This is a genomic window from Paraeggerthella sp., from assembly GCF_048427265.1.
Lineage (GTDB): Bacteria > Actinomycetota > Coriobacteriia > Coriobacteriales > Eggerthellaceae > Paraeggerthella > Paraeggerthella hominis.
Map to the genome: position 1 here is coordinate 23,808 of NZ_DBFOSR010000057.1, position 23,836 is coordinate 47,643.

The window sequence follows — 23,836 nt, forward strand, 5'->3', positions numbered from 1 at the left end:
GTCGAAGATCGGACGGAACGAAGAGGCTCAAATTCTAGTAGCGTTGCCATATAACAGTGTTATACTCCTGAAAGTAAACCATAGATAACTTTCAGGAAAGGGGCTGTGTATGGACGTTGGGAACGAGGCCGCAGCGGGCGGTGCGGTTTCGACCGAGCATCATGCCTCGAAGGCGTCGAGCGAGCGCAAGGGCGGCCTGCAGGGGTCGAACCCGATTTCCCTGCTGCTTGACTGGGCTGGCGGCGTGAATCGAGCGCGCTTTGCGCTATCGGTGGTGTTGGCGGTAGTGGGCGTGGCCGGTAGCATCGTGCCGTACTACGCTGCCGGCCAGATGATCGTGGGCGTGCTGGGCGGCGTGCGCGAGTTCGGCTTCTACCTTGGCTGGTGCGGCGTGGCCGCCGCGGGCTATGCGCTGCATATCGTGTTCCACTACGCCTCGACCACGGTGTCGCACGTTTCGGCGTTCTCTACCATCTCGATGATTCGTCGTCGGATAGCCGATAAGCTGACGCGCGTGCCGTTGGGCTACGTGTTGGACACTCCTTCGGGCAAGCTCAAGAACATCATGGTGGAGAAAACCGACAGCATAGAGCCCACGCTTGCCCATCTTGTCCCGGAGATGACGTCGAACCTGCTTGTTCCGTTGGCGGTGGTCGTGTTCATGTTCGTGCTCGATTGGCGCATGGCGCTTGTGGCGCTGATTACGCTGCCGGTCGGGCTTGTGGGATACCTGGGCATGATGAAGGATTATGCCGTGTGGTACAACAAAACGGTCAAGGCGGGGGAGGATATGAACTCGGCATCGGTCGAGTACGTTAACGGCATCGAGGTGATCAAGGCTTTCGGGCAATCGGCCAGCTCGTACGAGAAGTTCTCCCAGGCGGTGGACCGCTACTCTCGCTCGTTCATCGATTGGATGAGCCACGTGCAGGTATTCCAAGACCTGGGCCTTTCCATTTGGCCGGCCACGCTGGTGACGGTTCTGCCGGTGGGTTGCCTGTTCGTTATGCAGGGCACGCTCGATCCGGCGACGTTCGTCGTGCTGGCGGTGCTGTCGCTGTCCATTTTCCCGCCTTTGTACGCGGCCATGAACTTCATCGATACGCTTGCGCAAATCGGCACCGTGGTCGAACAGATTTCCTCGGTTGTCTACCAGCCCGAACAGCGTCGTCGCGACACGCCCGCACGTGTGGAGGGCTCCCGTATCGAGCTTGACGACGTGCGGTTCTCCTACGGTCGCGAAGAGGTGATACGCGGAGCGAGCCTGGTTATCGAACCGGCGCAGGTGACGGCGCTCGTTGGGCCGTCGGGTTCGGGGAAGTCGACGCTCGCGCGCCTGATTGCGGGCTTTTGGGATGCGGGCGAAGGACGGGTTGCAATAGGCGGCGCGCGGATCAACGACATGACGGCTTCCCAGTTGAGCGGGTGCGTTTCGTTTGTCGAGCAGGACAGCTACCTGTTCGACGATACGGTCATGAACAACATTCGCAGGGGACGGCCGGGCGCGACCGATGCGGACGTGGTGGCCGTGGCGAAAGCGAGCGGATGCCACGAGTTCATCGAGGGCCTTGAGAACGGCTACGAAACCGTGGTCGGCGGTGCGGGCGGTCACTTGTCGGGCGGCGAACGCCAGCGCATCGCCATTGCGCGTGCGATGCTCAAGGATGCGCCGGTGGTCATTCTCGATGAAGCGACGGCGTATACAGATCCCGAAAACGAAGCCGTCATCGAGCAAGCGGTAGGCCAGCTTGTGGCGGGCAAGACTCTCGTTGTTGTGGCGCACCGGCTTTCGACTATCGTCGACGCCGACAAAATCGTGGTGGTAAACGATGGGCGCATCGAGGCCGAGGGAACGCATGCCCAGCTCATGGAATCATGTGCGCTGTACGCCGGCATGTACAACGCGCATATCGACGCCAAGGACGCAACGCTTGCCGAGTCGGACAAGGGAGATCAGCATGTTGTCAACTTTTAAGAAGTACTTCGCCTTCGGGGGCAGCTACGTTGCCTACCTGAAGCGCGGAATGGTGTGGTCGGTGCTCAACTCGTTCTTCGAAGCATGGCAGATGATGGCGCTTGCCGTGGTGCTGCTCGCGTTAGCGGACGGAGCCGTGACGGAGTCCACGCTGTGGACGTCGCTGCTCATCATGCTGGGGAGCATCGTCGGATGCTTCGTCACGATGCATTTCAAGAGCAGGAATTTCTGCAAGGGGAACTTCTCCATGACGGGCGAGAAGCGTACGCAGATCGGCGATCGCATGCGCTACCTTCCCATGGGCTACTTCAACGAGAACAGCCTGGGCGACATCGCGTCGACCATGACCAACACGCTCGACGACGTGCAGAACGCGGGCGGCCAGGTGTACATGAACGTCATTTCGGGATTTGTGTTCTCGGCGATCGTCGCGGTGATGCTGGTGTTCTTCGATTGGCGCCTTGGGCTGGTGGTCGTGGCCACGATTGCTGTTTTTCTGCTGGTCAACGCCTGGATGCAGCGCGCGGCGCGCAACGTGTCCGGCCGACGCGTGGCGGCTCAGAGCGCTATCGTGGGCGCTGTTTTGGAATACGTTCAGGGAATGAGCGTGGTGCGCGCGTTTTCGCTGACGGGGGACGCGGAGCGGCGCCTTGACGCGGCTATCTCCGAATGCGAGCGCATGAACGTGGCGATAGAGCTGCGCTTCATGGGGTTCGCCATTTTGCAGGCGCTGGTAACGAAGACGTCAAGCGTGGCGATGTGCCTGGCATCCGCGTGGTTCTGGATTCAGGGGACCATGGATGCAGGCGTGTGCCTAGTGGCCATCGTCGCGTCGTTCATGGTGTACGGGAAGCTGGAAGCCTCGGGCTTGTTCGCCAGCCTGCTGCGCCAGATCGACATTTGCATGGACAAGGTGAACAACATGATAGCCACGCCAGCCATGAGCGAAGGCGCGGGCGTCTCGTGCGCGCGCAACCTTGACATCGAGGTGCAGGACGTTTCGTTCGGGTACGGCGATCGTACGGTGATCGACCGGGTCTCCCTGGCCATTCCTCAGAACACCACGTGCGCCATCGTGGGGCCGTCGGGGTCGGGCAAGACCACGCTCACCCAGTTGATCGCACGATTCTGGGATGTTGACCAGGGGCGCATCACGCTTGGCGGCACCGATGTGCGCGATTGGAAGGTGGACGACCTGCTTGCCAATTTCTCGATGGTGTTTCAGGGCGTGTACCTGTTCGACGATACCGTCGAGAACAATATCAGGTTCGGTCGCCCGAACGCTTCGCGCGCGGAGGTCGAGGAGGCTGCTCGGAAAGCATGCTGCCACGAGTTCATCGAGAGGCTGCCCCAGGGGTACGAGACGCGTTTGGGGGAGGGCGGCGCTACCGTGTCGGGCGGCGAGCGGCAGCGCATCTCCATTGCGCGCGCCATCTTGAAGGACGCTCCCATTGTCATCTTGGACGAGGCTACGGCCAACGTGGACCCGGAGAACGAGCGCGACTTGCAACGGGCGGTGGAAGCGCTCACGCGCAACAGGACCGTTATCATGATCGCCCACCGGTTGAAGACCGTTCGCAATGCCGATCAAATCATCGTGCTTGACCGGGGACGTGTTGCGCAGCGCGGTACGCACGACGAGCTGATTCGCCAGCGGGGCATCTACGCCGACTTCGTGGGCATGCGCGAGAAGGCGATCGGCTGGAAGCTGGGCGGCGCGTCGAGCGGCGTGCCTGCGACTGCTTCGGGCTCGTAGCGCACGGCAGGAGGCGGTCGGCCGTGCTCGCTACCGAATACGGGCTTGTGCGCGAAGACGGCGCAGCGGACGCCCGCGCGAAGACGCTGTCTTCGCAATTTGCTCGAAGCGCGGTGGACGTTGTCGTGCCTTTAGCCCCCGACCTAGGGTCGGGTTACTATCGGCGTCTATCCCCGTGCTCGGGGATAAACGTGTACGTGGGCGATGTGACGTTTCGCGAAGACGTCGCCTTGGTTGAGCGCGCAGTGCGCGAGACGTTCTCGCTCACCTTCTGTCTTTCGGGCGAGCTCGAGTGGCGGAAGGTGGGCGAGCGCGGCGGGGTGCGACTCGAGCGCGGCGATTGCTGCGTGTACCGCAACGGCGCATTCGCGTTCGAGAACCGCTACGAGGCGAGCAGGCGTTCGTTCGGCATGGGGATAGACCTGCATCCCGGTCGATTCGGGTCGGTGATGCGCCGTCTTGCGGACAGAGGCTTCGTCGCCGATTGTCGAGAACCGTCTTCTTGCGTGAAGAAGGTTCGGCCTTCGCGTTCGATCGAGCCTCTCGTGCACGATCTTCTGAGCTGTTCGTACTCCCACGATCTGAAGGCGCTGTATCTTGAGGGGAAGGTGCTCGAGATCGTTTCGGCGCTTCTGAGCGAGGTTGTGCCCGAAGCAGGATCGGACGGCGGTGCGTGCAGGCCGGCGTTGGCCGAGGTCGACGCTTTGGAACGCGTGCGCCGCGCGTTGGACGAGCGGTGCTTCGAGCATGTTTCCGTTGCCGAGTTGGCCAAGCTGTCGCTCATGAGCGAATCACGGCTTCGCAGCGAGTTCAAGTTGCGTTACGGGACGTCCGTCCATCAGTACCTGCTGGACCGGCGCATGGTTCGAGCGTGCGAACTGCTTGAACGCGGTTACCGGGTCAAGGACTCCGCCGCGATGGCGGGATACAGCAACATCAGCCACTTCGGCGACCAGTTCAAGCGAAGGTGCGGCATGACGCCGGGCGAGTACGCTCGGCGCTTCCGGGAATAACCTGTCGTTTCAAGCGTTTCGGAGTACGGAAAAAGCGTTTTCGGGGAGAAACGAGGAGGCCCTTTCGTTATTGTTAGTTTTAGTTAACTAACAAGCGGCACGTCCGCGTATCGACGATAGGAGAATGCGATGGAGAGCGCGACGCAGGAAAAGAAAAAACTTGGAATCAAGGACTTCGCCCTCATGGGCATTTTCGGGGCGGTCATGTTCGCCCTGGCCATGGTTCTTATGATGGTGACCGGCGTGACCCCTGTCGTGTACCTGTTCTACCCGGCCGTGTTCGCGTTCGCAAGCGGCCCGCTTTTCATGCTTGTCGCGGTGAAGGTGCGCACGTTCGGGGCGTTTCTCGTTCCGTCGGCGGTCATGGGGGTTCTCCTGGGACTCATGGGGGCTCAGACGCTGCTGATTACCGTGATCGTATTCGGCCTGATTGCCGAGGCCATAGCCAATTCCGGCTCGTATCGCGACTTCAAGCGCATAGCGATTGCGTACGTCGTGCTCATGCTGGGATTCTACGCAGGGGACATCGCTCCTATCTACGTATTCACCGATTGGTACATCCAGCAGGCGACCGGCGGAGCTGCCGGCGTTGACATGACGTACCTCAACGAACTGATCGGTACCGCGAAAAGCTGGTTGGGAATCGCGTCGGTCATCGCTTGCGTCGTTGGCGCTGCGGCGGGAGTGGTTGTCGGGCGCAAGATACTGAGGAAGCGCTTCGTAAAGGCCGGCTTGGTGTAGCCGCTCGTCCAAAAGGGCGATTGCGGAATCCCGAAGATAGGAGCGTTTGGTGGATCAGTCTTTCGTCTTGGCGAGCCCCGCCTGCATCAGGTACATCGATCCGCGCGTGAAGCTCGTGCACGTTGCGATTGCCGGTGTTTTGCTGTTCGTGGTGCGGTCTACCGGGGGAATCTTGCTCAGCGATGCGTTCATGGTCGTCGCGCTGCTGTTCTTCGGATTGTACGGCTGCGCCGCGAGGCTGATTGCCGTTACGGGCGCGTTGCTGGCGGCTTCGCTTCTGCTTGCGAGCGTTCCCGGTGCGGTTGCGGCTGCGGCGGGCATGTCCGTTTTCATATTCTTCAAGTTCACGCCCCTTGCCGGCGTGTACTTCATGATGACGAAAAGCGTCAGCCCGAGCGAATTGGCGAACGCGCTCGAACGGCTCAGGCTGCCGCGCGCCCTTACCATCACGCTTGCCGTGACGCTTCGCTTCCTTCCCACGATCGGGCAGGAAGTGGGGGCCATGCGCGACTCCATGAGGATACGCAACATTCCCTTGACGGTTCTCAACGTGCTCAAAGCTCCCTTGACCATGATGGAGTTCGTTATGGTTCCTCTTATGATGCGGTTCGTCAAGGTGGCCGAGGAGCTTGCTGCCGCGGCTTGCGTACGCGGTATCGAACGTCCGGGCGTCAGGGGATCCCTGCTTGAGATGCGGCTGCGTTTCAGGGATTTCGCGTACCTTGGTGCGGTGGTGGGTTGCGCTGCGTTTCTAGCATGCTTCGAAAGCAGGATGATTTCATGAACATCGTTGAAATGGAGCACGTGAGCTTTTCCTATCAAGGTGCGCAGGGCGCAGCCTTGCACGATGTTGCCCTATCGGTTCGCGAAGGCGAGTTCGTGCTGGCCACCGGACGCAGCGGATGCGGAAAAACCACGCTTACGCGGCTGATGAACGGCTTGATCCCTCATTTCTTCCCGGGCAACCTGTCGGGCAAGGTGTTGGTGGGGGGAAGGGACGTACGCCAGCTTGCCACGTACGAATTGGCCGCCACGGTAGGGTCGGTGTTCCAGGATCCTCGATCGCAGTTCTTTACGACGAACACGGTGTCCGAGGTGGCGTTTGGCTGCGAGAACCTGGGCTTACCTTCCGACAGGATCGCATCGCAGGTCGAGGGTGCCTTCGCCGATTTCGCCATCGAGCATTTGAGGAACCGGAGCATCTTCGATCTTTCAAGCGGCGAGAAGCAGAAGGTGGCGCTTGCGTCTACGTACGCAATGGAGCCCAACCTGTTCGTCCTTGACGAGCCGTCCGCCAATCTTGACGTTCGGGCTACGCTCATGTTGGCCGACGTTTTGGCGGAACTGAAGAGGCGCGGGCGCACCGTCGTGGTGTCTGAGCATCGCCTGTACTACCTTATGGAGCTTGCCGATCGAGTGGTGTTCATGGAGGATGGGAGGATCGTGGACCAATGGACGCCCTCCCGGGCTCGTTCCCTTTCGCGGGACGAGCTGATGCGTCGTGGGCTTCGATTGTTCGATCTTGACGATGTGGCGCCTGCGCGCGCTGATTCGGCAGCGGCGGACGGCAGGGCGGGGCGTGCGGCGGGCGATGACGGCGCCGCGCCTGCATCTGCGGATCGGCGGGTGCAGGCGGATGTGCCCGTGTCGCCGCTTTTGCACGTGCGCGACGTGCGGCTGTCTTTTGGCGAGCGCGCTGTGTTGTGCGGCGTGGAATTCGATGCAGGAGGGCATGCGGGCGCCCGCTGCGCGCAGCGGGCGGAGGTTATCGGCATAACCGGGCCCAACGGGGCGGGAAAGACCACGCTCGCGCGTTGCCTTTGCGGTCTTTCGCGCCGCTGCCGCGGAACTGTAGAGCTTGACGGGCGCATGCTTCGTCGCCGGGCGCGCTCCCGCTCGATGTACTTCGTCATGCAAGATGCGGATTACCAACTGTTCACCGAAAGCGTCGAGGACGAGTTGCGCCTTGGCAACGAGGACGACGGGACCCTTGACGAACGGGTGCGCGACGTGCTTGAGCAGTTGGGGATGGCGTCGCTGCGAGGCGTTCATCCGATGGCGCTTTCGGGCGGGCAGAAGCAGCGCGTGACCATTGCATCCGCCGCTGTGAGCCCCGCGCGCGTTCTGCTTTTCGACGAACCGACAAGCGGGCTTGACGGCCACAGCATGCGCAGCGTGTGCGATATCGTGCGCGACCTTGCTTCTCGGGGGCGGCTCGTGTTCGTAATCTCCCATGATCTCGAGTTTTTGGCGGGAGCGTGCGATCGGATCATCCACGTGCGCGACGGGGAAGTGACCGACGACTTTCTTCTGGTTGGACAAAACGTCGCTCGGCTTCGGTCGTTGCTGTTTCGCGGCGCCTCTGCTTGATCGGGCGCGGAAGATTCGGCGCGTCGTGCGACGAGCACCGAGTTTTGCTGCGGCCGATAGTGATAGAGATGACTTGCGCGCAAAAACCTGCCCTCGCTGGCAGGTTTTTGCGTTTAGGGGTCGTTGAGTCGGGCGTTGTTTCGGGCGTCGCTTCGCTTGCTTTTCGTTTTGCCTGGTCACGAAGCTGGGCTGCTGCGCCGTGCGTTTGCGAGTGCTCGCTCGGTTGGATCAAACGACCCCAAACCGTCAAAACCTGCCAGCGAGGGCGGTTTTTCGCGCGCAAGTCCTGTTCGCGCGGGGAAGGGGCACCCGTTCGCGCTTCGAACCCCTTGTTGCTCGGCTGCGATTCGGCATGTTTCGAAAATAGTAACCTTTAGCTAACAATTGAGGTATGATGGAGCATGGACATGATGAACGGATGGGGGGGGCGAGGCAAGCTGAACGTGTGGTGAAGGAGGGCGAAAGATGGCGGATCCGATTGACGTGCGACCTTTGAGCGAGTCTCCCGTGTTTGCCGGCATACCGATGGAAGAGCGTGCGTCTTTGATTGCGGATGCGAAGGGCATGCTGCGCCGGTACCCTGGCGGCAGTTTGGTGCGCCGAGCGGGCGACGGGCTTGATTTCTACCCGGTGGTCGTGTCCGGCCGCGTGCAAGCTTCTTTGCCGCAGGGCGGGCTGGACCGCATCGTGTCCCTATTCGGCCCAGGCGATTCGTTCGCCGAGGCCGTCGCCTCGTCTTTGCGGCGCTGTCCCGTTGACATTCGCGCGCTTGAGGACACGGTGCTGCTGTGCATTCCCGCTGCCGGGCTTCGCGCCTGTTCCCATGCGTGGGCATCGACTTTGCATGGAAACCTCATGAGCGAGATGTCGAAGAAGGTGCTGGTCCTCAGTCGCAGCCTTGCGGTCTTGAGCGAGCCGCGCCTGTCCGATCGCGTTCTGGCGTATCTGGACACGCTGCCGCGCAATGCGGACGGGAGCGTGACCGTTCCGTTCGGGCGCAGGGAATGGGCGGCGTGCCTGCGCGTGGCGGACAAGTCGCTGATCCGCGAGCTCAAGGTCATGCAGGATGACGGCGTCATCGAGGTGGACGGTCGCACGGTTCGCGTGCTGCGGCAAGCTCGCTAGAGGGGGTGGCGGCCCCAGCTCGTCGGCTACAAATCGCCTTGTCCATTCTTGGCGGGCGTACCTTCTCAAAAAAAGTTATACAAAGGTAACATAGATCACTGACAAGGGGATTTCGCACTGCGTATACTGCGCTCATGCGGATTGCCGAACGCCTGCCAACAACAGGTGGGCGAGGGTTGACGCGCTGCGCCGAGGGATGGTTCCGGTCGGGCGGTGGTGCGATGGAGCTGCAGGGCGAGACCTTGCAGCTTTTAAAATACCCTGAAGTTAGCCTTGGCTAATTAAATACGGCAACCGCGCATGAAGGTCCCCCGTGGAGCGGGCGGAGCGCATGCCGCCCGCTTGCGAACGCGAAGCGATAGAGCCAGTTCAGTGAAAGGATAGGCAACATGACCGAGATACGCGAAGGCATGCAGGATGCGTCCTTGTCACGCCGCGACTTCCTCAAGGCGGCAGCAGGCGCCGCCGTTGTCGCAGCGGCGGCGGGCGTGGCGCTGCCGGACATCAACGCGAGCAAGGCGTTTGCGGCAAGCGCGGCGCCGCTGTCGGGCGCTTATGCGGCACCGGGCACTTACACGGTGACGGCGAACTTGTACGTGGACAAGCGCGATTCGCCTATCGGCAAGAACGCGTACGTCACGAATCCGGGAAACCCGCCCTTCAACAAGCCCACTTCGCCCGTTGCGAACAATGCGACGCTCGTGGTGGCCGAGGGCGGTGCGAAGCTCTTGACCGTTCCCATTGTGAACAGCTCGTTCGGCGTATTGGAGATCGCCTCGGCCTCGCAAGACGGCCTGGTGCGCATCACCGAGAAGAAGATGGGGAAGTGGGTCATGCCGAACTTCCTGTGGTCTTCTCCTTACGACGAGCGCGTTGTCTCGCTGACGTTCGACGTGACGAACTTCGCCGGCGGCTCGGCGGTCGCGACGTTCGGCCCTTCGGCCGAGTACGCATCGTTTCCCCTGTACAAGGGACGCAAGACTTGGGATCTGCATCTTGTTGCCGATTTGGGCGCTGCGTAACGTTCCCTATGCGCTGAAGCCGGCTGCTGCATCTGCGGCAGCCGGCTTTTCGAGGTTCCGTGACAGGTGCGCTTGGCGCTGGAGGCGCTGCGCGAACGGCCTGCATCGCGGTTGATCGCACGTTGCATGAAACAGAAACGAGGAATGAAACCATGAAGAACAAGGTGAACAGAGCAAGCGATTCGCTTGCGGGCGCCGTTCTTGCCGTGCTCTTGGTCGCTGCGTTGGTTCTGTCGCAGACGCCGGCCGGTTTTGCGTACGCATCTGCGCTCGGGCTGGCGGACGCGCCGGCGCATGCGCAAGGCGCAGAGGCTGCCGACGCTGCCGAAGGCGGCGCCCCTGGCGGCGAGGGCAAAGACGCGGCTGCGGCGCCGCTTGCGGAGCGCAGCGGGGAAGCGGACGATGCGGCGCGCAGGTCGCTCGACCGGGTTGACTCGCCGGACGGGAACGCATCTGCGAAGGATGCTACGTCTTCTTCTGAAGAGCGCGCACCGGACGCCGTCGAAAAGCCGGCATCGACAAACGCGGAAGGCGAATCCCGGGAAGGGGGTGCGGGCCTTGCCGTCGTCGAAGGCAGTGCTTCCGGCGAGCAGGCGGGGCCGCAAGGCGAAGGCTCCGAACCGTCGCGGGCCGCGCTCGGCAGCGCGCAAGGCGAAGGCTACGTTGCCCCTCAGGGCGCGAGCAGCGCCGAGCTTGCCGCAGGAACCTATACGGTTTCCGCCAACGTGTCCATGATGACGCCGATGGGCATTCGCGGGTATGCGACCAATCCCGCGAACCCTGAAGGAATCGGCGGCCAGATGGGCGTTCCTGCTGCGGCCGTGACGAACGGCAGCACGTTGGTCGTGGCGGCCGACGGAACCAGAACGCTCACGTTTACGCTGATCAACCCCGTGTTCACGGTGCAAGCCGCAGGGTCTTCCCCCAGTGCTTCCGTGGTGGAGGCCACGCGGGTTCCCATCGAGCTGAAAAGCGACGACAGCCAGTACAACGACGATCTGGCCAGCGCCGGCATCACGTCGCGCATTTCCACGGTTACGGTGGAGTTGAAGGACTGGAGCGGAACGTACACGCTCCAGGGCTGCACGGAGTACGCCACCACGTTGAGAAAGTCGTTCAACATCGACCTGGACTTGACGGTTGATCTTGCCAACGCCGTGCGCGTTGTCGAGGGAGATTTCTCGAAGACGTTCGTTGACGACGAGGCGCGCGTGTCGGTGACGGTAAACGTGGAGGAGGGTTCGTCGGCGTTCGAATCGATCCAATCCGCCGAGCTTTCGGCGCAGCTCGTCGAAGACGAAGGACGCCGCTCGGCGGTGAAGCCCGCGCTCGGTCGGCAGTATCAGAAGGCTCCCGACTTCAGCTTGCTGGACGTGCGCCTGATTTCGGGCGGCGCGGATATTGCGGTTGACGACAAGGTGAAGTTCTCCGTTTCGCTGCCGGGCGAAAGCGGTTCCGAGGTGTTCTTGCACAAGGGCGCATCCCTGACTGCTCTTCCGGCTGCGCAGGCGGACGGCTCCCTGACGTTCGACAGCGCGCGGCTGGGATCGTTCGTGGTGACTTCGGCTCCAGGAGAGGCGAACGTTCGGTGGCTTCGGTCGTACACGTACGCCGACGGTGCTTCGGGCACGTCGGCAACGTGGGTGACCAACGGCTACAACGAAGCCGTGAACAACGACGCGTTGGATATGGACAAAGAAGAAGTCTTGTCGAATTTGTACGAAAGGTTGTACTTGCCCTTCGTGGGCGCCGTGGGCGCTCGCGCGCATGACGGAGCCGCGGTCGATCAGGCGTTGGAGCTGGTGAAAGAGTCGTCCGGCTTCAGCGATCCCGCCATCGAGGGTCTGTACGCGATGGGACTCCATGTCGACATGACCTCTTCGGGAAGCAACCGAGTGCCCCTGGCGGCCGGGTTCGTGTCGACGGCCGGCAACGGCAACTGCGGCTTGAGCGGCACGCTTCCGGTAAGCGGCAAGAACGTGGCGATCTATCTGGTGGAAGGAACGGCGGACAAGCTGACCAGCGCGACCAAGGTCGACGCGGCTATCGGCGGCGGCACGGCGTTCTTCGACATCCTTCCCGTTGACGGCAACGCCGTTGCGAACCTTGACGGGCTGGACGGCAGGCTGCTCAACGGCGCGTACCTCCTGAACGGGCACAAGGACTGGATGAACTCGGAAAACGTGGCGTACTACGTGGCGGTGGCCGAGGCTCCTGCGAAGATCGAGAAGCCGATCCCTGCCCAGGGCCTGGTGTACAACGGGCAGGAGCAAACAGGCGTCGCTCCGGGCGAAGGCTATCGCGTTTCCCTGACAGGTTCGGCCGTTGATGCCGGCTCCTATACCGCGCTGGTCACGCTCGAGGACGGCTATACGTGGGCGGACGGGTCGAAGGGCGCTGCGACGCTTGCATGGACCATCGGGAAAGCGCAGCTGACTGCCGCGTACCGCAGTGAAACGGTCGCTGCGAACGAGGCTCCGCGACTGTCCGTGGACGTGTCCGGGTTCGTGAACGGGGAGACGGCGGCCTCGGCGAAGGGCTTCGCTGCCCCGACGGTTTCCGCCCCGGCGTCTTTGGAAGCGGGTGCAGCGTACAGCCTGACGCCTGTGGGCGGCGCGGCTGCGAACTACGCGTTTTCCTACCGCAGCGGCGTGCTGACGGTTGCCGAAGCGCAGGCTCCGGCGCTTGCGCCCGGCACGTACGCGGTGACGGCGAACCTGTTCGTTCCCTCGTCTGAAAACGACATTTTGCATCTGACGGCCTACATGACCAATCCCAAGAATCCAATGGAGCCCGAGGGAAGCCCGAACTTCGGGATTCCCACCGACCCGATGTCCGACAACACGAAGCTCGTGGTCAAGGAGGACGGTACGAAGCTACTCGAACTGGAGCTGCCGAATCCGGCGTTCACCCTGATCGATTTCGGAACGCCGGCGAGCGGCGCGCAGGTGCTCGGGATCGAGCGCGACGGCAAGCCGTACGGTGCCAACGCACAGGGCCGCATCGTCAAAGCCGTTGTCAAGCTGGACGGCAACGATCCCGTCTTGACGTTTCCCGGGAGCCACGTGTATGCAGCTCCCTTGCGTCTGGATAAAACGTGGGGCCTGTCGCTGGCCGTGGACTACGCCAGCGCCGTGAAGCTGTCCGACAGCACCGACCTGGCCGTTCCGGGCGACAACGGAGGCTCTGCAGGAGGCGGTTCCGGTGGGGCGGGCTCTGCTGGGGAATCCTCCGGCAATGGCGGCGGATCCGCAAGCGCGGGCGGCTCCGGCAGCGCGAGCAGCGGCTCGGGCAACGCTGCCAGCGGCGAGGACGTTCGGCGCGGCACGCTGGCCGCCGGCACCTACACGGTGTCCGCCAATATCTGGCTGAGCAGGCAAGACACGGGGCTTCCGTTGAATCCGCATCTGACCAGCGGGAATTTCCCGCCCATGAACCCGGTGGCGCGCAACGCCGTCCTGACCGTCGATGCTGCCGGGCGCGCTGCGGTGCAGGTTCCCATCGTCATTCAGTCGAGGATCATGACGGTGAACGCCATCAACGGCTTGCGTATCGTGGACTCCAGCTCGAACGGCGGCGGCCTGTCTTCGATCACGGTCGACCTGGGCGTGCTGGAAGACGCCGCTTCGGTGGTCTCGCGATCGTGCACGGTGGACGTTACCATCGGGGATATGGCCATGGCTATCGGCGGGTCCATCTTCGGCGGCGAGCGCAACCATACGTATCCGGCTACGTTCCAAATGAACCTCTCCGGCGTGCCCGCTTCGGGCGGCGGCTCGATTCCCGCTGCGGCCCTGGCCGTGATGAACGGCTCGGCGTCGGGCGATGCGGCGGCCAATGCTGAAAAGGCCACCGCCGAAGCTCTGGCTGCGGCCGAGGACAAGGCTGCGCGCGCCAAGGCCAAGGGCGTTGCGACGAAGTCGAACCCGGCGCAAGCCGAAGCCGACAGCGCTTCGACCGGCGATCCGGCTCTTGCGATCGGTTTGGGCGCGCTGGCCACGTTGGCCGTGGCCGGAGCGGCGGCGGGCACGTTCGCCTACCGCAGGAAGCGCGTGCCTTCGAAGGCTAAGGCCCGCTTCTAGCGTGCACGACTGAATGCGAGCCCGTCCGCCAGTCGCGTCGTGCGGACGGGCTCGCAGCTCTTTATTTGAAGGAACGACCCGGAAACGAGGTAGGCATGAATCTGACAAGGCGCGCGTTCTGCGCGTTTGCGAGCACGGCCGTAGCAACGGCGGCCGTGGGTTTGGCGGGCTGCTCGTCGAGCGGCCCCGATCAAGGCGATACGGCGCTCGGCACGGTCGACCTGGTTGCGCAGCCCGAAAGCCGCGAGCTCATGGGCAGCCCCGATGCGTGCACTGCGCGCGTCGGCTTGATCATGGGCCCGCCATCCATGGGCCTTTCGCAGTTCATCGTGGCGGCGCGAGCCGGCAAGACGTTCAACGACTTCCAGTTCGAGCTGAGCGGCGTGGACTACGTGGGCCTCTCCGCCGCGTTCAACCAGGGCAGCTACGATGTGTGCACGCTGCCGTCCAACATCGGCCCCATCCTGTACAACAACAAGGAGCTGAAGAACGACTACCAGGTGATAAGCGTCAACAACCTGGGCGTGCTCTACGGCATCACCACCGATCCGTCGGTGGCTGCCGTGGACGACCTTGCGGGTCGCACGGTGTACAGCTACGGCGAAGGCGGCACGCCCGAGTACACGATCGAGGCGTTGCTGGGCAAGATGGGCAAGGCGGGGTCGTTCAACCTTGAGTTCAAGTCGTCGCCGTTCGAAGTGCTGAACCTTTTGCAGGACGAACCGAACTGCGCGGCCATCCTTCCGCAGCCGTTCGTGTCGCTTTCGAAGCTCATGGTGGACCCCCTGTACGCGCCTATCGACATCACCAAGGAATGGGATGCGGCGTTTGCCGACACGGGGAGCCAGGCCGTTACCACGACCACGATCGTGAACCGGAAGTTTCTCGAAGAGCACGAGCAAGCCGTGATCGAGTACCTGCGGATGGCGGGACAATCGGTGGCGTGGTCGCTCGAGAACATGTCGGCCGCGGCCGCCCTGCAAGAGGAGCTGGGGACGTTTCTGAACAACGCCGTGGCGCTGGACGCTATGCCCCAGATCAGCATGGTGAGCTTGACGGGAACCGACATGCGCACGGCGCTTTCGGGCTTTCTCGAGGAGCTGTACCGCTCGAACCCCGACTCGATTGGCGGCAAGGTTCCGGACGACGGGTTCTACTACCTGCCTCCCGTGGGCCAGCTTGACGATGCGGGCAGCGCGGGCGCGTAGGCCATGGGCGAACGGCGAGCGAAAGAGCTGCTGAGGCGGCTGGGCGTGCGCATCGGGCGGGCGCGCGAAACGCGTGATACGGGCGAGGCCCCGCGCATGCAGGTGGCTCAGATAGCGCAGAAGCTGGGTATGCCCGAGGACAAGGTTGCGCAGGTTGTGCAGATGGTCAGGGAAAACGGCATGGACGACTCCCAGATGGGCTTCATGATGAGAACGGCCGTGTCCCGCGGCGTCGGCAGAGATCAGATCATGCAGATGATGACCTCCATGGGCGTTTCTTGCCAGCAGGTGGTGCGCGTCATGCAGGCGCAAAGCCTCATGGACGACGAGGAAGCGCAGCTTGTTTTGGAGGAGGAACGCGCCGGGCGGGAGCGCGTCGTTGCCGCCCGAGGCGCGTCGAAGCGCATCGCAGGGGCGAAAAAGGCGCTGATCGTGCTGTTTTGGCTGGTCGTATGGGAAGTGCTCGATCGGGCGGTGGACAACCGCTTGGTTCTGGCCGGTCCTGTTCGGGTGCTGGAGGCGTTGGCGGAGCAGGTGGCGAAGCCCGACTTCTGGCTGATCTGCGGCGCTTCCACGGCGCGTATCGCCGCGGGGTTTCTCCTGTCGTTTTCCGTAGGGTTGCTGTTGGCTTTATTGGCGTACCGTGTGGCCGTCGTGCGCGACTTCATCGATCCCGTGATGTCGCTTCTGCGCACCATTCCCGTTATCTCGTTCATCATCATGCTGCTTATCTGGGTGGGCAACCAGGCGTTGACCGTGTACCTGGCGTTCTTGATCGTGCTGCCGCTGGTCTACACGTCCACGCTTGCCGGGTTCGAGAGCGTGGACCGGCACCTGCTGGAGATGGCGCGGGTGTTCAAGCTGACCAGATGGCGCACGTTCATGTACGTGTACCGCCCTGCGTTCATGCCGTTTCTGGTGGCAAGTTCCCGCATATCGCTGGGAATGAGCTGGAAAAGCGGCATCATGGCCGAGGTTCTGGCCGTGCCCAAGCCCTCTATCGGCAAAGAGATGAGCCTGGCGCGCACGTACCTGGACACGCCCGATCTGTTCGCGTGGACGGTGATGGTCATGGTGCTGAGCTTGGCGTTCGAGAAGGCGTTCATGGCGCTGCTGAAGCGCGCCGGACGTCCGCTGGGCGGCTTTTTGGGCGTGCGCGACGACGAGCGCGAAAGGCGCGCCCGACGAGGGCGGCGCGACGAGGGCGGCGCGAGCGACGCGGGAAAGGGCGATGCCGCATGGACATCGTGATGGAGCGCGTGGACAAGTCGTTCGGAGACGCGCGCGTGCTGGCGGGCGTGACGTGCACGCTTTCCGAAGGCGGCGTGTACTGCCTGATGGGACCTTCGGGCGCGGGCAAGACCACCTTGCTGCGCGTGCTGCTGGGCCTTGAGCGCGCCGACGCGGGGCGCATCGAGGGCGCGCCTTCCGGCGCGGTTTCGGCGATGTTTCAGGAGGATCGCCTGTGCGAGACGCTGACGGCCGTGGAGAACGTGGCGTTGGTGCTGCCCGCGCGGGCCAGCCGACGCCAGATCCGCTGCATGCTGGAGAAGATCCTTCCCGCGGATTGCCTGAAGCGCCCGGTGATGCAGCTTTCGGGCGGCATGCGCCGACGCGTTTCGCTGGCAAGGGCGGTTGCCTATCCCGGCAGCGCGATCGTGCTGGACGAGCCGTTCACCGGGCTCGATGGGCAAACCAAGCGCGCGGTCATCGAGTTCTTGCTGGCCGAGCGACGCGGACGCACGCTTTTGGCGTCAACGCACAGCGACGAGGACGTGGCGCTTCTGGGCGCCCGAAAAATCATGTTAGCCGATATAACGAAGGGGGCTGCGCGATGATAGACGCGACGAAGACCATGAAGCAGACGGTGCTGGACGAGCCTTTGTTCGGGGAGTTCCTGGTGTCGAAGGGGTTTCCGTTTTCGCTGGACAACCCTATAGCCGACCTGGTGACGTTCGCCGACGTGGTGCAGGTGCGCCAGCTGGACGAGCGCGCGTTTCTGGCCGAGTACGAGCGGTATCGCGTGCGCGCGAAGGGGGAATAGGGGGCGGGCATGTACACCGTTGGCATCGACATCGGCGCATCGTCGGTGAAACTCGTGGCGCTTACGGACGCCGAGGAGCTTGCGTGGCGCGAAAGCCGCCTGCATCGCGGGGCCGCGCTCGCGTGCCTGCGCGATATGCTGGCCGTTTTGGCGTCCAAGCTGCCGGAGGGCGAGTGCGCGGGCTGGGCCGCCGCCGGATCGGGGGCGGCGGCGCTGCGGGGCGTCGATCCCGCTTGCCTTATGCTGGAAGAAGTGCCGGCGGTGTGCCAAGGCGCGCAGCTTCTGGCGCCCGAGGCGCGCTCGGTCATCGAGATAGGCGGGCAGTCGGCGCTGTTCGTTACGGGCGTCGGGTCGGGGCAGGTGCCTCAGTTCGCCATGAACGAAAGCTGCGCGGCGGGCACGGGGTCGTTTTTCGAGGACCAGATGGAGCGATTGGGGCTTGCCCTGGAGGAGTACTCGGATCTGGTGGAGGGCGCGGTTTCGGTGCCGCGCATCTCCGGGCGCTGCGCGGTGTTCGCAAAAACCGACATCATCCATCACCAGCAGGAGGGCGCGTCGGTTCAGGACATTCTGCTGGGTCTGTGCTTCGCCATGGTGAAAAGCTACAAGGCCACCATCGTGCGCGGGCTGCCCGTGGCGCGCCCGGTGGCGCTTTCCGGCGGCGTTCTGGCGAACCGCGGGGTGGTGCGGGCGGTGCGCGAGGTGTTCGAGCTTGGAGAAGGCGAGCTTTTGCACGCGCCCGACCACCTGTTTTTCCAAGCGGCGGGCGCGGCGCGCGAGGCCCGGGCGCAAGGCGGGCGCACGCTTTCCGGCAAAGACGGCTGCCGCCCCCTTGCGATAGGCGACCTTGCCGTGCGGTTGGCTGAGCATACGGTCGTCGACGACCTGCCCCGGCTGCGCGCGCTGCCGTCCGTGCCGGTCGAGGCGAGGCCCGGGTTTCGGCTGCGCCCGCGGCCCTGGTCGGCTTCGACGGGCGAGCCGGTGGACTGCGCGCTGGGAATCGACGTGGGGTCCACGTCGACGAACCTGGTGCTGCTGGACGCACGGGGCGCGTTGCTGGACGCGCAATACCTGCGCACGCGCGGCGACGCGCGACGGGCGGTGCGCGAGGGCTTGGGCTCGCTTGCGAAGCGCCTGGGCTCCGCCGTTCGCGTGACGGCCGTGGGCGTGACGGGTTCGGGGCGCAGCATGATCGGGAAGATGGTTGGCGCCGATGCCGTACGCGACGAGATCACTGCGCAAGCGCGCGCCGCCGTGGCTACCGACGCGCGGGTCGACACCGTGTTCGAGATAGGGGGCCAGGACTCCAAGTACGTCAGCTTGAAGGACGGGCGGGTGGCCGATTTCCAAATGAACAAGATATGCGCGGCGGGCACCGGGTCGTTCGTCGAGGAGCAGGCTGCGCGCCTGGGCATCGAGCTTGCCGACTACGGGCCGCTGGCGCTGTCCTCGAAGGCACCTATTGACCTGGGGGAACGCTGTACGGTGTTCGTGGAAACAGCCATCAACGCGGCTTTGGCGAAAGGTGCGTCGACGGCCGATGTGGCGGCGGGCCTGTGCTTGTCGGTGGTGCGCAACTACCTGCATCGCGTAGTGGGAACCAAGCCGGTGGGCGCCCATGTGGTGCTGCAGGGCGGCGTGGCCTACAACCCCGGCATCGTGGCCGCGTTCAAGGCGCACCTGGGCGACGCCCTTTCGGTGTCGCCGTGGTTCGCCGTGTCGGGCGCGGTGGGCGCGGCCTTGCTCGCGCAGGAGGCCGGGGCGGAGGCCACGGCGTTTCGCGGGTTCGACCTGACGCGCGCGTCGCAGGCTTCGAGGGCCGTCGACCGCGCGTCCGTCGAGGAGAATCGTCGGTTCTTTCGCAAGGTCGACGAGTTGTTCTTGGAGGGGTACGACGCCCGCATCGATCCGTCCAAGCAAACGGTGGGCATTCCGCGCTGCCTTATGCTGCACAAGCTGTTTCCCCTGGCAAACGCGTTCTTCAAGCAGTTGGGCTACAACGTGCTGCTGTCCGATGCGACCGACGAGGAAACGGTGCGCCTCTCCCAGCAGACGGCTCAAGGTGAGACATGCTATCCCGTGAAGCTCGTCCACGGTCATCTGGAGCAGTTGGCGCGGCGCGGCGTGGACTACGTGTTCATGCCGGCGGTGCGCACGATTCGCCACGTCTCTTCCAAGGTCGCGCACAACTACGCGTGCCCCTACATGCAGTCGGCGCCGATGCTGGCGGCCAAGGAGCTTGACTTCGAGGGCCGCGGCATTCGCCTTTTGAGCCCGGTACTGGACATGGATTTCGGGCAGCAGGCCGTTGCCGAAGCGCTGCTGGGCGTGGGCGCGCAGCTGGGAAAGGAGCCGCGTGAAACCGCCCGCGCCATGCTGGCGGGCGGTTTCGCGGTGCAGGAGTTCACGCGTAAGACCGAAGAGCTGGGAGAGCAGCTGCTGGGTTCGCTCGGCCCCGACGAGCGCGTGCTCGTGCTGATCACCCGCAACTACGGCATTGTCGATCCGGCGCTCAACATGGGCATTCCCGATGCGCTCCTGGACCGTGGCCGGAAGGTGATCACGGTAAGCCACCTGCATGCGCATGACGTGGACGTGTCGCAGGATCATCCGGGGCTGTACTGGCCGTTCGGGCAGCATATCGTGTCGGGCGCGAAGCTGGTGCGTCGCGATCCGCGCCTGTTCGCGGTGTACCTGACCAATCACGGGTGCGGCCCGGACACCATGGTGAGCCACCTGTTTCGCGAGGAGATGGGCGACAAGCCCTACCTGCATATCGAGACCGACGAGCATTCTTCGCAGGTGGGGGTCGTGACGCGCATCGAGGCGTTTTTGAACGCGATCGACCACTACGAGCCGCGCGACGAGCGCGCGCTGCCCCTGGCGGGCCGTCCGTACGAGGCGCCGCACGCGACGCTCGATGCGCGGCGGGTTGTGGCGCTGCCGTCGTTCGGGGCGTGGGGGCCCTTGGTGGGCGGATGGCTGGAGGGGCGCGGCCTGCGCGTGGAATTGCTGGAACCCGACGACGCGGCTGTGGCCGCCGGACGTGCGCGCAGCGCTTCGAAGGAGTACCTGTCGTTCACGGCGCTGCTGGGAATGTCGTTGCGGGCGGCTGCGAAAGCCTCGGCGGAACGTGCCGGTGCGAGCGGCTTGCAGCTGCTGCTGCCTTCGACGGAAGGCGCCGAGGCCGACGGGCAGTACGACCGCGTGATCCGCGCCGTCTTGGACGAGGAAGGGGCGGCCGACGCGAAGCTGGTTGCGCCGATCCTCGATCAGCTGCCTTGGTCGATGCCCGATCCCGAGGGCTTCTTCCTGCATCTTTTGGCCGGCGACGTAGCCTACGCGGCCGACCAGGACGATCGTCAAGAGGTGCTGGACGGGTTCCTGCGCGATGGCGTGACGTTCGAGCGCGTATGCGCCGCGGCCCGTCGAGCGGGGGATGCGGCCGAAGGGGGTTCGCGCCGCGCCCGCAAAACGCTTGCGCTGGTGGGCGAGTGGCCCTTGGTGTACGCCGACCAGCTGACGGGCGGACGCTGGGAGGGCCTTGAACGCGCGGGGTATCGCCTGGTGCGCATGCCGCTGTCCGAGTACCTGTGGTTTCTGTGGCGCGATGCGCGTCAGCCCGACGAGCTGCTGGCGGCCTTCGCCGCGCAGATGGCCGAAGTGCACCGTTCGTTGGGCTGCGCCTCGCCGTTTTGCGCCAGCTTGGACGACCTGCGGATTGCGGCTGACGAGGCGCTGGGGGGCTATCGAGGCGCGAACGGAAGGTACCGAGCGGCTAAGGCGCGCTTGGCGGCGCGTGCGGCGGACGGCGTGATAGCGGTGTCGTCGATGTACGAGAACACCGGCATCGTGCTCAAGCTGCTCGACGATGCCGACGACCTTGCGGCTCCCGTGCTGCACGTGTCGTTCGACGGCGCGCTCGACCAGGGCATCGACGAGCGCTTGCGGTCGTTTCTCTACTACGTGTGAGGAGCGGCTGCGAAACGCGCGGCTTCCCGGGCTGACCGCAGTCCTGCGACCGGCGGCGGGATCCAGGCCCCGCCGCCGGTCGGGGCTTACTCCTGCGCTTTGAGCGCCAGGGCAAGCGGGACGCGCTTGATGCGCCTGGTGTGCAGAAACGCCACGACGGCGTACGTGGCAACGCCGATTGCCGCGATAAGCGCCAGGCGGTCGGCGGGCGCGTACGCCTCCATGTTGCCCCCGTATCCCGCGAGGGCAGCTCTGATCAGCGTCGATATACCCAGGACAACCAAGGGCAGGGATGCAAGGAGCGAGGCGATCACCACGGTTGTGATGGAATGCAGGTACAGCTTGTTGATCTCGCGGTTTCGGTAGCCGAACACCTTCATGTACGAAATGCTGCGCGCGCTTCGATCCAGCACCGTTTTCGTGAGCAGGTACATGAGCACCAGGTAGACAAGCGTGGCCGCCGCCGTCATCATGTCCATCACATGGCCCATCGAGTCTTGCATCTGGGCGCTGATCTTGTCCATGTCGGCAGGGGCAAGATCGCTTGCCAGATAGCGTTCGTCCAGGTTGAGGCTTTCGTTCGACATGTATCCGTTGAAATAGCCGGCATCGTTGCCGAACAGCTCGTTGAAGTCCTCGATGCTCAAGAACACCGCCATGCACGAGGAGCTGCCCCAAAGCGAGCTGGGGGTCAGCTCGTAGGCTGCGCCGTCGAACTTGTTCGAGAACGTTTGCGGCTCTCCGGGTTTCAGCCCGCATTTCTGCGCCAATCCGCGTCCTACGGCCACCTTTCCCTCGCCGACGTCGACGTCGTTCCAGTAGCGGGATCCTTCCGCGATGCCGTACACGACGACCTCTTCGTTCCCCTGTGCCAAGCGGGCGGTTTCCAGGCGCCCTGCGGCGAACTTCTCGGCCTGCTCGATGACGCTGCGGTTGTTCGGCTTCACGTTGACGGGGTGGGCTCCTTCCTGCACCGTCGAGGCTTTTTGCGCAAGCGCGGCAAGCTCGATCGGGTCCATGGCTTCAAGTTGGGACTGCTCGGTTGCGGCCAGCGCGGTCGCGGCTGCGAACGCCTCGCGCTCGTCGTCGGTCGCGTCGATTTCGAGCGGCGCCTTGAGCAGGTACTGGTGCTCGGCCACCAGATCGTTGCGCAGGGAATCGGCGTAGTGCTCGATGGTGGGCATCATGCACAGCCCGAACAACAGCAGCATGCTGGCGAACGCGATCCCCACGAACAGCGTGGCGAAGTGCGAAAGGTTGCGCAGGAACACGCGCAGCCTGAACCGCGCCGAAAAGCCAAGGCGCTCGGGAAGCTTCAGGGTTGCGCGCATGCCGGCCTTCGCCGTTTCGCGCCGTAGGAACATGAGCGGCGTGCAGCGCATCTTGCGCGCCAGCCCGACGGACGTGATTGCCATGAGCAGGAAAAACGGGATGACGGTGGTCAATCCGAAGGCGCGCCAGCTCCAGGCGGCAACGTAGGGCGGCAGGCTGTAGCTGTTGTAGTACAGGCCTTTCATAGGGTCGACCATGACGGTGTATCCCAGTACGTTGCCCGCCACGGCCGCCGCCAGGCCTACCAAGCAAGGCAGCGCCAGGTAATGCGCGATCAGCTCGCGTTTGCGGTATCCCGAAGCCAGAAGCGTGCCGATGACGGCGCTCTCTTCGTCGATGGCGGCCGAGGTCAGCACCACGAACACGAACGCCATGATGACGATGAGCAGAAACAGCATGGTCTCCCAGGTGACCTGATCGCCCGCCACGTCTTCGGCGGCGTAGGTGATCCCTTGGTTCGACGCGGCGTCCACCAGATCGGTCAGCAGGGCTCCGTGGCTGGCCAGCGCATCGGCGATGTCCTGCTCGGCGTCGATGCGCTCGGGCAGGGGCAAGGCGCGGTCGTCGAACAGGAAGGAGTAGACGTGGGAAACGCTCGCGCCTTCGAAGGACGCGAACGCGGCTCGGTCCACAACGGCGGTGCCGAACGTGAGCGTGTTCATGACGAAATCGGAGTTCTTTTCGAAAAGAGCCGCGTAGTCGGGAAGCGTCATGATGCCCGACACGGTCAGATCCCGCCCGCCCACGCGCACCGTATCGCCCGTTTCGATGCGGGCATGCTCCGCGAAGGTCCGATCGAGCGCGATCTCGTCGGCTCCCTGCGGGGCTTCGCCCTGCGCGTAGGCGGCCTCGTTGAAGCCGTTGCGGTTGAGGTGCACGCGCACCGTGGCGCCCGGTGCGTCGTCGCGCTCGAGCGGCAGGTCGTAGTTGAAGTTCTCGTGCACGGACGCGCCCAGGTCCTCGACGGCCGCAAGCGCTTCGGCGGGCGCTTTCCGGCTTGTCGTGAAGCGCCCGTCCTCGACGGCGTAGGCGTCGCGCATGCCGTCGGTGATGCGCTCGATGCTGCTGGCTGCTGCAAGGAAGCCGGACACGAGCGTGATGGAGATGGTCATGAGCAGGAAGATGCCCAGGTACCTGCCGAAGTTGTGCCTGAGTTCGCGCGGAAGGCGGCGGACAAGAGGGGTTGCCATGGCGCG

At 64.0% G+C, this 23,836-nt stretch carries 15 protein-coding genes; 14 read left to right on the forward strand and 1 reads right to left on the reverse strand.

All coding sequences use genetic code 11. The features are described 5' to 3' along the window. Positions 1–109: 109 nt before the first annotated feature. The 14 genes from ACMNI9_RS05645 to ACMNI9_RS05710 all read left to right on the forward strand — a co-directional run bounded on the left by ACMNI9_RS05645 (position 110) and on the right by ACMNI9_RS05710 (position 21,308). Entirely contained in the window at positions 110–1,975 is a 1,866-nt protein-coding gene (locus ACMNI9_RS05645; RefSeq protein WP_418831194.1) for an ABC transporter ATP-binding protein, read from the forward strand. Continuing rightward, a complete protein-coding gene (locus ACMNI9_RS05650) occupies positions 1,959–3,731 on the forward strand; it encodes an ABC transporter ATP-binding protein (RefSeq protein ID WP_418831195.1) in 1,773 nt (590 codons plus the stop codon). The genes ACMNI9_RS05645 and ACMNI9_RS05650 overlap by 17 nt, the downstream gene beginning before the upstream one ends. 23 nt (positions 3,732–3,754) lie before the next feature. Then, positions 3,755–4,744, forward strand: coding sequence for a helix-turn-helix domain-containing protein (locus ACMNI9_RS05655; RefSeq protein WP_418831196.1), 990 nt, complete (start codon positions 3,755–3,757; stop codon positions 4,742–4,744). Positions 4,745–4,873: 129 nt separating this feature from the next. Continuing rightward, positions 4,874–5,485 carry an MptD family putative ECF transporter S component gene (locus ACMNI9_RS05660; RefSeq protein ID WP_418831197.1) on the forward strand — a complete coding sequence of 204 codons (612 nt, stop codon included), beginning with the start codon at positions 4,874–4,876 and terminating at the stop codon, positions 5,483–5,485. Positions 5,486–5,534: 49 nt separating this feature from the next. After that, positions 5,535–6,269 (forward strand): energy-coupling factor transporter transmembrane component T, encoded by a 735-nt coding sequence (locus ACMNI9_RS05665; protein WP_181792553.1) that lies wholly within the window; start codon positions 5,535–5,537, stop codon positions 6,267–6,269. Continuing rightward, a complete protein-coding gene (locus ACMNI9_RS05670; protein WP_418831198.1) occupies positions 6,266–7,855 on the forward strand; it encodes an ABC transporter ATP-binding protein in 1,590 nt (529 codons plus the stop codon). Before ACMNI9_RS05665 ends, ACMNI9_RS05670 begins: the two co-directional genes overlap by 4 nt. Before the next feature lie 465 nt (positions 7,856–8,320). Further along, positions 8,321–8,980 (forward strand): Crp/Fnr family transcriptional regulator, encoded by a 660-nt coding sequence (locus tag ACMNI9_RS05675; RefSeq protein ID WP_114566814.1) that lies wholly within the window; start codon positions 8,321–8,323, stop codon positions 8,978–8,980. Between the two features lie 389 nt (positions 8,981–9,369). Then, entirely contained in the window at positions 9,370–10,002 is a 633-nt protein-coding gene (locus tag ACMNI9_RS05680) for a twin-arginine translocation signal domain-containing protein (RefSeq protein ID WP_418831200.1), read from the forward strand. Positions 10,003–10,154: 152 nt separating this feature from the next. Next, complete coding sequence (locus ACMNI9_RS05685) at positions 10,155–14,084, forward strand: MBG domain-containing protein (RefSeq protein ID WP_418831201.1); 3,930 nt, start codon at positions 10,155–10,157, stop codon at positions 14,082–14,084. Positions 14,085–14,179: 95 nt separating this feature from the next. Further along, complete coding sequence (locus ACMNI9_RS05690) at positions 14,180–15,292, forward strand: Tat pathway signal sequence (RefSeq protein ID WP_418831202.1); 1,113 nt, start codon at positions 14,180–14,182, stop codon at positions 15,290–15,292. A 3-nt stretch (positions 15,293–15,295) separates the two neighbouring features. Further along, positions 15,296–16,543 carry an ABC transporter permease subunit gene (locus tag ACMNI9_RS05695; protein ID WP_418831203.1) on the forward strand — a complete coding sequence of 416 codons (1,248 nt, stop codon included), beginning with the start codon at positions 15,296–15,298 and terminating at the stop codon, positions 16,541–16,543. After that, positions 16,531–17,130: an ATP-binding cassette domain-containing protein gene (locus ACMNI9_RS05700; RefSeq protein ID WP_216528868.1), complete on the forward strand. Its 600-nt coding sequence runs from the start codon at positions 16,531–16,533 to the stop codon at positions 17,128–17,130. The genes ACMNI9_RS05695 and ACMNI9_RS05700 overlap by 13 nt, the downstream gene beginning before the upstream one ends. Further along, complete coding sequence (locus ACMNI9_RS05705; RefSeq protein WP_114566820.1) at positions 17,127–17,336, forward strand: nitrate ABC transporter ATPase; 210 nt, start codon at positions 17,127–17,129, stop codon at positions 17,334–17,336. Before ACMNI9_RS05700 ends, ACMNI9_RS05705 begins: the two co-directional genes overlap by 4 nt. Before the next feature lie 9 nt (positions 17,337–17,345). Continuing rightward, a complete protein-coding gene (locus ACMNI9_RS05710; protein ID WP_418831205.1) occupies positions 17,346–21,308 on the forward strand; it encodes an acyl-CoA dehydratase activase in 3,963 nt (1,320 codons plus the stop codon). 86 nt (positions 21,309–21,394) lie between these two features. On the opposite strand, the gene ACMNI9_RS05715 is transcribed toward ACMNI9_RS05710, so the two are convergent. Further along, positions 21,395–23,830, reverse strand: a complete 2,436-nt coding sequence (locus tag ACMNI9_RS05715) for an FtsX-like permease family protein (RefSeq protein WP_418831206.1) — start codon at positions 23,828–23,830, stop codon at positions 21,395–21,397. Between the last annotated feature and the right edge of the window lie 6 nt (positions 23,831–23,836).

Excerpts from the sequence above, each read along its gene's own strand:
- ACMNI9_RS05645 (WP_418831194.1), top strand. The coding sequence starts at position 110 with ATGGACGTTGGGAACGAGGCCGCAGCGGGCGGTGCGGTTTCGACCGAG.
- ACMNI9_RS05650 (WP_418831195.1), top strand. The coding sequence starts at position 1,959 with ATGTTGTCAACTTTTAAGAAGTACTTCGCCTTCGGGGGCAGCTACGTT.
- ACMNI9_RS05660 (WP_418831197.1), top strand. The coding sequence starts at position 4,874 with ATGGAGAGCGCGACGCAGGAAAAGAAAAAACTTGGAATCAAGGACTTC.
- ACMNI9_RS05670 (WP_418831198.1), top strand. The coding sequence starts at position 6,266 with ATGAACATCGTTGAAATGGAGCACGTGAGCTTTTCCTATCAAGGTGCG.
- ACMNI9_RS05675 (WP_114566814.1), top strand. The coding sequence starts at position 8,321 with ATGGCGGATCCGATTGACGTGCGACCTTTGAGCGAGTCTCCCGTGTTT.
- ACMNI9_RS05680 (WP_418831200.1), top strand. The coding sequence starts at position 9,370 with ATGACCGAGATACGCGAAGGCATGCAGGATGCGTCCTTGTCACGCCGC.
- ACMNI9_RS05685 (WP_418831201.1), top strand. The coding sequence starts at position 10,155 with ATGAAGAACAAGGTGAACAGAGCAAGCGATTCGCTTGCGGGCGCCGTT.
- ACMNI9_RS05690 (WP_418831202.1), top strand. The coding sequence starts at position 14,180 with ATGAATCTGACAAGGCGCGCGTTCTGCGCGTTTGCGAGCACGGCCGTA.
- ACMNI9_RS05695 (WP_418831203.1), top strand. The coding sequence starts at position 15,296 with ATGGGCGAACGGCGAGCGAAAGAGCTGCTGAGGCGGCTGGGCGTGCGC.
- ACMNI9_RS05700 (WP_216528868.1), top strand. The coding sequence starts at position 16,531 with ATGGACATCGTGATGGAGCGCGTGGACAAGTCGTTCGGAGACGCGCGC.
- ACMNI9_RS05705 (WP_114566820.1), top strand. The coding sequence starts at position 17,127 with ATGATAGACGCGACGAAGACCATGAAGCAGACGGTGCTGGACGAGCCT.
- ACMNI9_RS05710 (WP_418831205.1), top strand. The coding sequence starts at position 17,346 with ATGTACACCGTTGGCATCGACATCGGCGCATCGTCGGTGAAACTCGTG.
- ACMNI9_RS05715 (WP_418831206.1), bottom strand. The coding sequence starts at position 23,830 with ATGGCAACCCCTCTTGTCCGCCGCCTTCCGCGCGAACTCAGGCACAAC.